This is a genomic window from Candidatus Desulfatibia sp. (assembly GCF_036446775.1).
Lineage (GTDB): Bacteria > Desulfobacterota > Desulfobacteria > Desulfobacterales > UBA11574 > Desulfatibia_A.
Genome location: NZ_JAZFTO010000390.1, coordinates 1 through 9,823, shown reverse-complemented (window position 1 = coordinate 9,823; position 9,823 = coordinate 1). Strand labels below are relative to the sequence as shown.

Sequence of the window (9,823 nt, the reverse complement as noted above, 5' to 3'; positions counted from 1 at the left end):
GCAAGTAAGGTCAAATTGTTGATATAATCGATTTGAAACATGCCTTCGACATCATCACGCACAAAACTGGTTTTTAAATTAAAAAATCTGGCAAAGATATCTTCCTTATCCAGATTATAAAAATGCTCCTGAATTCTGCGGTCATCAACCGGTTTGGCCGGTCTGAAAGTTATCAGATCGCCGTCAATTTCGATGGTCTCTTCCAGTTTGACCGGATAGATGCCGTGAATCGATTCCGACAGGGTGCGCTCGGAGCCGAGCAATCCTGCTTTCTTGGCCTCATGAAAAAGCTCTTCCCGAAATTCCGGATGAGCAATGCTGATCATGGCCATGGCCCGCTCCTGCAGGCTCTTGCCGAACAGGTTAACAGCTCCGTATTCGGTTACCACGTATCGCACGTCGCCCCGGGGAACCACGATGGCCGTATCGCTGAGCATCGGAACAATACGGCTCTTTGTACCCTGCTTGTCGGTGGAAGGGAGCATCAGGATCGATTTGCCGCCATCCGAGCGGGCCGCCCCTCTAATAAAATCGAGCATGCCGGTCACTCCGGAATAATGATTATAATACAGGGCGTCGGCAGCGACCTGGCCGGTAAGGTCCATGGCCATGGGCACGCTCATGGAGACCATCTTATTATGGCGTGCAATAATCCCGGGATCATTGACGTAGTCCGAAGGTAAAAACTCTATGCCCGGATTATCATTTAAAAATTCATAAAGATTCTTTGATCCAATGGCGCTGCTGGCCACCAGCTTGCCGTCATTGAAACCTTTTTTGCGGTTGGTAACATTGCCCTTGGAAACCAGGTGCATTATATCGTCGGTGAGGTAATGGGTGTGGATACCGAGATCGTTCTTATCGGAAAATGCCAGCAAGGTGGCCTGCGGGGTTGCCGCCGGGCTTATCTGAAGGGTTGAACCGTCTTCGACCAGCCCGGCAATAATCCGGCCGATAGCATTGGCAGACTCAAATTCGGGTTGTTCGCCGATGGTAAGGAGTTCTTCTTCGTGTTCCACAATCACATCCACTTCGTTGACATGGATAAAGCTGCGCCCCAGCACCCTGGGCATTTGCGTATTGACCTGGGCGATGACCAGATCGGCGGACTGGGCCGCCGCCAGAGTGATATCCACTGAAATTCCCAGGCTCATCCAGCCGAAATCGTCCGGCGGCGAGACCTGGATCAAAGCGACGTGGATGGGCATACGGCGGCTGGTAAAGAGGCGCGGGACCTCTGAAAGGTTTATGGGTGTTATATAACGCATGTTTCTGGCCAGACTCCTGGACTTGGCCGACCCCAGATAAAAGGAGCGGATATTAAAACTCTGGCCCTTGCTTTTGTCGGCGATCAACGTCAGCGGGGTAGTTTCCAGGCTTAGCAGGCGCACAATCTCAAGGTCCGTAAACATTGGCGACGCTTCCGCCAGCATGCGGATCAGGTACTGGGGTTCTCCGCAGGACGAGCCGATAAAAACCCGCTGCCCGCGTTTGAGCAGACCAATCGCCTCTTTGCCGCTACGTTTTTTCTCAACATAATTGTCGGCCCGGTAAGTATCAACCGCCATGGTCACCCTCACACCTAAAACTTAAAACATAAAACGTTATGAATTCGGCTTTTTACGAATTCATAACCATATTGCCAATATATGGTCGCTAATACAAAATTGTCAACTTACCTACCTGCAATTCTTAAAGTGATTGTTGCAGTTGCGCGTTATTAGCGCCTGACCTCTGACCTCTGACTTCTGACCTCCGACCTCTGTCCTCTCACCCCTGACCTCTGACCTCTGTCCTCTAACCTCTGGCCTCTGTCCTCTGATCTCCGACCTCCGACTTCCGTCCTCGGCCCCTGTCCAACAAGGCCGAACTGGCCGTATATGTTGAGATGCTGGTCTCTTTGCGAGCAAAGATGAGCGCCTATATCTCAGAGGGAAAAACTCTGGAGGAAATCAAGCAAATAGGGCCATCAAAAGACTTTGACCCCCAATGGGGAGGCGGTTTCTTATCACCTGACAAGTTTACTCAGATTCTGTACGAGGATTTGTTCAGAGTCAAATAGCAGAAGGATTAAAGCTTGCTGTCCGCGTTGTTCTTTGCTCGTTTTTCATTCCGGCTTGCGAGTTCTTGCCGATCTAAACGAAATTGTCCTGCGGCGGAAACAGAACGTTATTTTGAAAATTGCAGATATTGATCCTGTCAGTATATCTTTTGGGGATGTATCAATCATGACCGTATCGCCATTTTTTAGTTCGGGCTCCATGCTGTTTCCATAAATATGCCGAATTTCATGATTGATTTCCTTTCTCTGGATTCACCACTCTCGATGGTCTCGTATAAAGTCAAAAACCGCCTTTTGCGAGAGTTTTAAGATTTAGGTGTTAAGTTTTAAGTATTTGCTAAAACAACTCATTTTAATTGCCTAAAACCTAAATCTCAATAAGCCCTAGGCTTATAAAAACCTAAAACGTGATGAATTCGACTTTTTACGAATTAATCAAATAGTAACTTCTCAATAAATTATGGTAGTAAATTAAAAAAGCTCTGGACAAACCCATTACATTGTGCTATGCGCATAATGTATGAAAGGAACTTTAAAGCCTCCGATAATTCCCGAAGATGAAAAATCTCCGCTTGTTCAAGAGCTATTAGCTTTTATCGAACAACAAGCTTCCATTATTCAGCATCTGATAGAAGAGATCCAAAAGCTCAAAGACGAAATTGCTCGGCTTAAGAATCAACCTCCCAGACCGGATATTAAGCCCAGCAGCTTAGGAAAAAAGAAAAAGGGCAAATCAAAAACATCTAAGGGCCAAAGACCCGGATCGAAAAAAAGGCATAAAACAGCCAAATTGAAAATTCACGAAACTAAACCCATCGAGCCTGAACATATACCGGATGGATCTGAATTCAGATATTATAAACCCTTTGTGGTTCAAGATCTTAAGATAGAAGCCCACAACATCCGCTAGCGGCTCAAAGTTTATGAAACGCCCGGCGGTAACTACGTTGCCGGCAAACTACCGGAATATTTAAACGGCGGGCATTATGGCCCTACCCTGATACGTTTTATCTTATACCAATACCACCATTGCCGTGTTACACAACCGTTATTGCTGGAGCAGCTACATGAGCTTGAAAAAAACCTGTCGGAAATTGGGCGTATCGTTTTGGCAATATCTCAAAGATCGAATCGAAAATACCGGACTTATCCCCGATCTGTCAGATCTGATTCGACAACAAGCTTTTAACCCAGGATAATATTTTCTTCTTCCCCCCTCTCGATAAAATACTTTAAAATGATTAGTGTGGCATACCAGAGTTAATGGTAGCATGTTGTTTACTACCATAACTTATTGAGAAGTTACTGAAAAATTTAAGACTGGAAAACGAAAAATCACCTCAAATGTCATGGACCACATTTTTGAAATTTGCATTAATGTTGCCGGAGATATTCAGCAGTTATGCAGTGCCTTATGGGATACGACCTCTTACGGGGATCATATACTGGAGGAGCAGATTCCTTCGGCTCTTGAACAGATTTTTGCACATGAATCAAAAGGATATGAAACAACTCTCAAAATCATTTCCGGGCAGCAACTGAAGTTTTTGACAGGACTGGCAAGAATTGGAGGCGGGGGATTTATACACGATCTGCACGAACGCCCCGCCTTCACCTTACGTTCACCGAAAGCGCACGATCATCGTTAGCTATCTGCCCGGTGTCATCCCGTTTAAAGTCATAATTTGTTTGACTTTCTGTTTTTGAAAAACTATTCTTTTCAGAAAAAGAGAGTTCTTGAATTTAATTTCATCAAACCAATTAAAGGGGAATTACGTGATGTTAAACCGGATTCATATTGATCCAGATATTTGCGAAGGTAAGCCCATAATCAGAAACATTAGGATTACTGTCGATTTTGTTCTTAAGCTTCTTGGAGACGGGTACACAGCGGATGAAATTATCAAGATGTATCCAGAATTGGAAAAAGAGGATATTTATCAAGCAGCCAAGTATGGGGCTTGGTTAGCCAGTGAGAAAACCATTGCTATCCCATGAAAATCCTTGCAGATACGCACATCTCTGCGGCGACCGTTCATTTTCTGCAAACTCTCGGCCATGATACTATTCGTGGCAAATGAGATCATGCCCTCTAATTCCTCAGATAGAACAATCGTAGAAGCAGCCAAGCAAGAAGAGCGTGTTATAATAACGCAGGATCTTAATTTCTCAGAAATCATTTCATTCTCTGGCGAAAAGGTACCTTCTCTAATCTCTCTTCGATTGTCATCTTCGCGGATTGAATTCGTAAATAAAAGATTGGAAAAGGTTTTGCCAATGATTGAATCCGATATTGAAAAAGGTTCCATTGTCGTTGTGGAAGATACCCGTATCCGCCTTAGGCACCTCCCCATTTCTTAGTCACCCGCATCTTTTGGCTTTTATGGTGTGTTTCAATCAATTCGTTGGAAGAGATATTGTAAATTATCATTAAGTTCTGGTGTCGCGGCAGAGCCATTCGACATTTTTTTCAATAGCAAGATACGCCGAAATGCTGGACAGCTGTGCAGAAAGTGCATTGGTAAAACACGTTCTGCACGGTGTCCCCTAAGGATGGCTATTGACAAGCCGGATCAGTGAACATTTTGCCGCCAAATGAAGGTATTGCTGGCTGCAAAATTTTTGACTTGACATCATAGCAATCAGATTTTAGTCTCGTTATAACGCAAATTAACGTAACGTAAATCAACGTAACGTAAATTCATGTAATGGAGACAGCCCGTGAATCCCTTTAAATACGGCCAAATTGTCAAAGAGAATGATTTCTGCCGACGGCCGGAGCTGGAAAAAAATCTGGCAAATCAAATAAAGCGCGGGCAGAATGTCTATATTCAAGGTGAAAGAAGAACCGGTAAATCTTCGTTAATCTACGAAACCGTACGAAAAGGATTATCGATTTGTGAATCCATTTTTTAGAGCCTGGCTGTTGTATAAGAATTTTTAGACAAAAGGAACACCCCTATGGTAGCCTTGCCCCTTTTCATTTCGATTATCTCAATTAATGCAATCGAATGCGCAGGTGAACAGCAGCGACTTCGAGACTTAAAATTAAAGCCTCAAGCTTGTTAACGGCGTCCTACCTGTCACATCCCGCAAATCAAGAGTGAATCTCAAAAAAATATTTCAGCATAGTATGTCGAAATTTTCTCGACATACCCTGTTAAAAAGTGATATTAAAGCGTTGAATCCTTTCTTGTCCCTTTTCAGCATCGAGATATTATTAAAATGATCGCAGACCTTCGAAGACGGATACCACATGAAGAGTTCGACTATCAGACATTGCTTGATAGTCTTCGAACGTATTCCCGACCAAGAGACAAGATTACGGCCCTCCTTAAGAAAGGCGTAATTGTGCGGATAAAAAAAGGGCTTTATATCTTCGGCGAGGAATACCGGAAAAATCCGTACTCAAATGAAATTCTTGCCAATTTGATTTGTGGACCATCATATATTTCTCTGGAATATGCCCTGCAATACTACGGTTTGATTCCGGAACGAGTGGTAGCGGTGACATCGGTAACAACCGGACGGTCAAGAGAATTTCTCACTCCTGTGGGCCTGTTTATTTATAGAATGATTCCAAAGAATGCTTTCCGGACCGGGATGGACCGGGCAGAAATCGATGCCGGTCGATCGTTTTTAATCGCAGTTCCTGAAAAAGCACTGGCGGATAAACTGTATCAGGAGCGTGGGATTGGAATACAAACCCAGACGGCACTGCGGGACTATATGGAATCCGAATTGCGCATTGACACATCTGCGTTGTTAGAGATGAATCCTGAATATCTGGAAGATATTGCACGGCGATACAGATCGCGCAAAATCCGTCTGCTTAGCGGCCTCATACGCCGGTTGAAAGGAAAAGGCCGAGAGAAAGAGGTTTTCCATGCATGAAGCAATTTCAAAGATGCTTGCCAAATACGACTGCCGCCGTCTGGATGACTATATCCATGCATTACGGGAAATACTTCAGGAAGTCGCCTTGCTCGGATTATGGCGTGCCAAATTCTTCGAAAAGGCGGCGTTTTATGGAGGCACGGCGCTTCGAATCCTCTACGGATTGGACCGATTTTCAGAAGATTTGGATTTTTCCTTGTTGACCCCCAAAGCCGATTTCGATCTGGGAAGATATACGTCATCCCTTCAAAAGGAAATCGAGGCTTTTGGATTCGATGTCTGGATTGAAAAACGTGACAAAGCGATCTTATCGCCGATTCAATCCGCTTTTCTTAAGGCCGATACCCGCAATCAACTTCTGGTAATCGAAGCTGGAAAAGAGATTGTGCGGCAGTTACCCAAGGGCCGACTGCTACGAATCAGACTGGAGGTCGATACAGACCCACCCTCAGGATTTACAACCCACACCCGGTACCTGCTACAGCCGATTCCATTTGCTGTGCGGGTATTTGTAGTGCCTGACCTGTTTGCCGGAAAATTGCATGCTGTTTTATGCCGGAGGTGGAAAAACCGAGTCAAAGGGCGGGACTGGTATGACCTGATATGGTACGCTGCAAACCACCCGGACTTGAACCTTTATCACCTTGAACAGCGTATGCGTCAAACCGGTGACTGGCAGGGCAAAACTCCGTTGACCTCCGATCGATTCAGGTTGCTGATGGAGGAAGCCGTTAAAAGTCTTGACGTGGATCAAGCTCGCAGAGATGTAATTCCCTTTACCCGCAATCCGGATGCGCTGGCGGTGTGGTCTCGTGATTTTTTTCGAGATGTTGCCGATAGAATTCGTTTTGTCGAAAGATAATCATTTCGATGGGATTGGATGCGATTAAATAAAACCTGCCTTTAAACTCACTAATATCATGGGGTGTCGGTTTCAATTCAGACTCATCTATGAAGCCACGCATGGTTGAGATATTCGTTTTTCATCTTTGGAATTAAGGGATTTTACGACGCCCGACCTATAGGCAGATAGTACAGGCCTCGGATAGATGATTGCGAACCCCAATCTATACTGCTTATGGAGTAGTTTGCATGCAAGGTTCAAGGCAGACATCGTGAATTTTCGATCTACAGGCTGGAACACAAGATAGAGGGGTTTGTGCTTAGATCAGATCCTGACCTTTTTGTTGTTAAAGGACAAATGTTGCATATTCATGCTCCACTAGCATTCTCATAAGTTTCTTCTTTAGTTTTGCAGTCAATGCATTGAGTTGTAACTGGTCTGGCCTCAAGACGTTTAAAAGAAATTTCTTCCTCGCATTTATCACAAATTCCGAATGTGCCGTTTTCAATTCGTAAAAGAGTTTTACTTATTTTTACGGCAAGTTGTCTCTCTCGATCCCTAATACGAAGCATAAAACTCCGATCTGTTTCAATTGTAGCACGATCTGCAGGATCTGGTAAATTCTCTTTCGGAGTGGTCATGTCAGAAACAGTATTACCTGCATGGATTAATAGCTCTTTTAGCTGATTAGTCAGAATCTTTTTGAAATGTTCAATATCTTTCTGTTCCATAATCAATTCTTTGTAATTTAAATTTATTAGTTTAAAAGGATCTATGAGCGGACTTTTTTGAGGTTTAAGGTCTGATGATAGCGAATTGTGAAGGTATAAATTCAAACCAAACAAAAGGGCATTCCCTCAATATTAGAAGGAATGCCCTTTTTCTTCAGAAACATGATCTAGTCTACAGTGACATTTACAGCGGCAGGACCTTTTTCCCCTTGCTCTATGTCAAAAGTAACTTGATCGCCCTCATTGAGGGATTTAAAACCATCTGAGTTGATACCTGAATGATGTACAAATACATCCGGTCCATCTTCCTGTTCAATAAAGCCATAGCCTTTGCTGTTATTAAACCATTTGACAATCCCATTCGCCATCTTAACATTCTCCTCTCAAATTAATTTTCATTTGCACATTACGATTGATTACAATTTAGCACGATTTAGCACCAAAGTGCCTCCACTTTGTAGATACTGTTGTTTTTATTGTACCCTAATTGACCGTAAAGCCTTTTTCTTGCGGCCCTTATTCGCCCCGGAAAATTTGCGGTGCGGCTTCCTTTGTCGCTGCGGACTGTCTTTACGAATGAATGCCGGGGCGTTGTAGTCAAAGGCTGACAAGGTCCGTTGCTCAATCTTAGAACCGATGATTCGATTTATGGCACGAACCATCTCGCGATCGTCTCCGGTAATAAGGGTGAAAGCTTCGCCACTGTGGGTGGCGCGGCCGGTCCGACCGATACGATGAATGTATGCTTCGGGAGTTGAAGGGATGTCGTAGTTAATGACATGCGAGATCCGGGTTACATCAATTCCGCGAGCGGCGATATCGGTGGCCACCAGGATCTGAAATGTCCCATCCCGAAAGCCATCCAATGCAGCCTGACGTTTTTTCTGGGAAAGGTTCCCTTGCAGCGCAGCCGACCGGTAGCCGGCAACAGCCAGTTTCTTCCCCAGGCTCTTGGCTCGATGTTTGGTGCGAGTAAAGACCAGGACCGACCTGATAGGGGTGGTACCCAACAGATTTAACAAAAGCGCTGTTTTCTGGTGCCGGGCCACCGGGTAGAGCGCATGGCTGACAGTATCCGCAGGCGCAGTCGTTCCTATCTGGACAGTAACTGGATTTCGCATTATATCCTTGGCCAGGCGTCGTATTGCGGTGGGCATGGTAGCCGAGAAAAGCAGCGTCTGGCGCTTTTGCGAAAGATGTGTCAAAATTCTTCTGATATCAGGGAGAAAACCCATGTCGAACAACTGATCAGCTTCGTCTATTACCAGCACTTCCAGTTGGGAGAGATCGACGGTATGACGGCCGATATGGTCCAAAAGTCTGCCGGGGCAGGCAACGACAATATCGGCACGCTTCAGTTTCCGAATCTGTGGGTTAATACCCACGCCACCGTATACAGTGACGCTTTTAAGGCGGGTCTTGCGCCCCAGAATTTCGATATCCTGGTGAATCTGTTCGGCCAACTCTCGAGTGGGAGCCATGATCAGAGCACGAATGCAACCGCGTTTATCCCCCATCAATCGATTCAGGATCGGTAGTACGAAGGCAGCCGTTTTTCCGGTGCCGGTTTGGGCCAGCCCCATCACGTCGCAACCCTTCAGGATCGGCGTGATTGCCTGAGCCTGAATCGGGGTCGGGATTACAAAACCCGCTTCTAAAACGCCAGCCGCAACAGTGGGATGAAAATTAAATGCTTCAAAGTTCAATATATACCTTCTTTCTGTGTTCCAATAAAAAAAGCCCCGGAGTTATTCCGGGGCTTACGTATATTGTTTGATTGACAACCAGGAACACTATTGTTGGGTGGACAGTATAGTTTGCATAAGCCTTTGTCAAGCTGTAAAATTGGCAAATCCACATCTTCGATTTTGAAGGGTCCTCAGAATGCAACATTGCTTGCCTGCATCAAGGCAAGTCGACCATGAGGTCTTTATAGCAGATTTGGAAAGGTAATCGCAAATATTTTTAGCTTTCAATACTGAATCTTCAAGGCAGAGTACCAGGAATCTTCAATCAGCCTAAGCTGTGATACGTTGGAGATATCACACGTTTCACACCAGACGGCATCACCCCAATATATTGTATAGCCATATAAATAAGAAAAGCGTTGGATTTTATCAATAATCTTCACTTTTTAATTCATAAGTCTTATTGAACAATAATAGCCGGATGTTACGATCAATTGACAGGGATCAATAAAAATTCGGATGAACAGCCGATTCCTACTCTTGCTCATCCGAAGCAGGAGGTGGCGCTTTCTTTTTTTCTTTCTTTTCCTTCTTTGCGGGA

The 9,823-nt window shown here is 44.7% G+C and carries 11 protein-coding genes; 7 read left to right on the top strand and 4 right to left on the bottom strand.

Translation table 11 applies throughout. The features are described 5' to 3' along the window. Positions 1 to 1,568: acetyl-CoA hydrolase/transferase family protein (locus V3S16_RS17665; protein WP_413887363.1), on the bottom strand; the 1,568-nt coding region annotated here is incomplete at its 3' end. Positions 1,569 to 2,582: 1,014 nt separating this feature from the next. Here V3S16_RS17665 and V3S16_RS17660 point away from each other — a divergent pair. From V3S16_RS17660 to V3S16_RS17630, 7 genes are all read left to right on the top strand, one after another. Beyond that, complete coding sequence (locus tag V3S16_RS17660; RefSeq protein ID WP_413887362.1) at positions 2,583 to 2,972, top strand: hypothetical protein; 390 nt, start codon at positions 2,583 to 2,585, stop codon at positions 2,970 to 2,972. Between the two features lie 439 nt (positions 2,973 to 3,411). Beyond that, on the top strand, positions 3,412 to 3,711 hold the full coding sequence (locus V3S16_RS17655; protein ID WP_413887360.1) for a hypothetical protein: 300 nt from the start codon (positions 3,412 to 3,414) through the stop codon (positions 3,709 to 3,711). Positions 3,712 to 3,841: 130 nt separating this feature from the next. Further along, entirely contained in the window at positions 3,842 to 4,060 is a 219-nt protein-coding gene (locus V3S16_RS17650) for a DUF433 domain-containing protein (RefSeq protein WP_413887358.1), read from the top strand. Positions 4,061 to 4,132: 72 nt separating this feature from the next. Continuing rightward, positions 4,133 to 4,423, top strand: a complete 291-nt coding sequence (locus V3S16_RS17645) for a DUF5615 family PIN-like protein (protein WP_413887357.1) — start codon at positions 4,133 to 4,135, stop codon at positions 4,421 to 4,423. Positions 4,424 to 4,783: 360 nt separating this feature from the next. Beyond that, complete coding sequence (locus V3S16_RS17640; protein WP_413887355.1) at positions 4,784 to 4,978, top strand: hypothetical protein; 195 nt, start codon at positions 4,784 to 4,786, stop codon at positions 4,976 to 4,978. 309 nt (positions 4,979 to 5,287) lie between these two features. Further along, a complete protein-coding gene (locus V3S16_RS17635) occupies positions 5,288 to 5,956 on the top strand; it encodes a type IV toxin-antitoxin system AbiEi family antitoxin domain-containing protein (protein WP_413887353.1) in 669 nt (222 codons plus the stop codon). Continuing rightward, positions 5,949 to 6,821 carry a nucleotidyl transferase AbiEii/AbiGii toxin family protein gene (locus tag V3S16_RS17630; RefSeq protein ID WP_413887351.1) on the top strand — a complete coding sequence of 291 codons (873 nt, stop codon included), beginning with the start codon at positions 5,949 to 5,951 and terminating at the stop codon, positions 6,819 to 6,821. The genes V3S16_RS17635 and V3S16_RS17630 overlap by 8 nt, the downstream gene beginning before the upstream one ends. Positions 6,822 to 7,171: 350 nt before the next feature. Here the strand turns inward: V3S16_RS17630 and dksA are convergent, their stop codons facing one another. From dksA to V3S16_RS17615, 3 genes are all read right to left on the bottom strand, one after another. Beyond that, positions 7,172 to 7,534, bottom strand: coding sequence for an RNA polymerase-binding protein DksA (gene dksA / locus V3S16_RS17625; RefSeq protein WP_413887349.1), 363 nt, complete (start codon positions 7,532 to 7,534; stop codon positions 7,172 to 7,174). 167 nt (positions 7,535 to 7,701) lie between these two features. Beyond that, positions 7,702 to 7,902, bottom strand: a complete 201-nt coding sequence (locus tag V3S16_RS17620) for a cold-shock protein (protein WP_413887347.1) — start codon at positions 7,900 to 7,902, stop codon at positions 7,702 to 7,704. A 105-nt stretch (positions 7,903 to 8,007) separates the two neighbouring features. Continuing rightward, positions 8,008 to 9,240, bottom strand: a complete 1,233-nt coding sequence (locus V3S16_RS17615; protein WP_413887345.1) for a DEAD/DEAH box helicase — start codon at positions 9,238 to 9,240, stop codon at positions 8,008 to 8,010. Between the last annotated feature and the right edge of the window lie 583 nt (positions 9,241 to 9,823).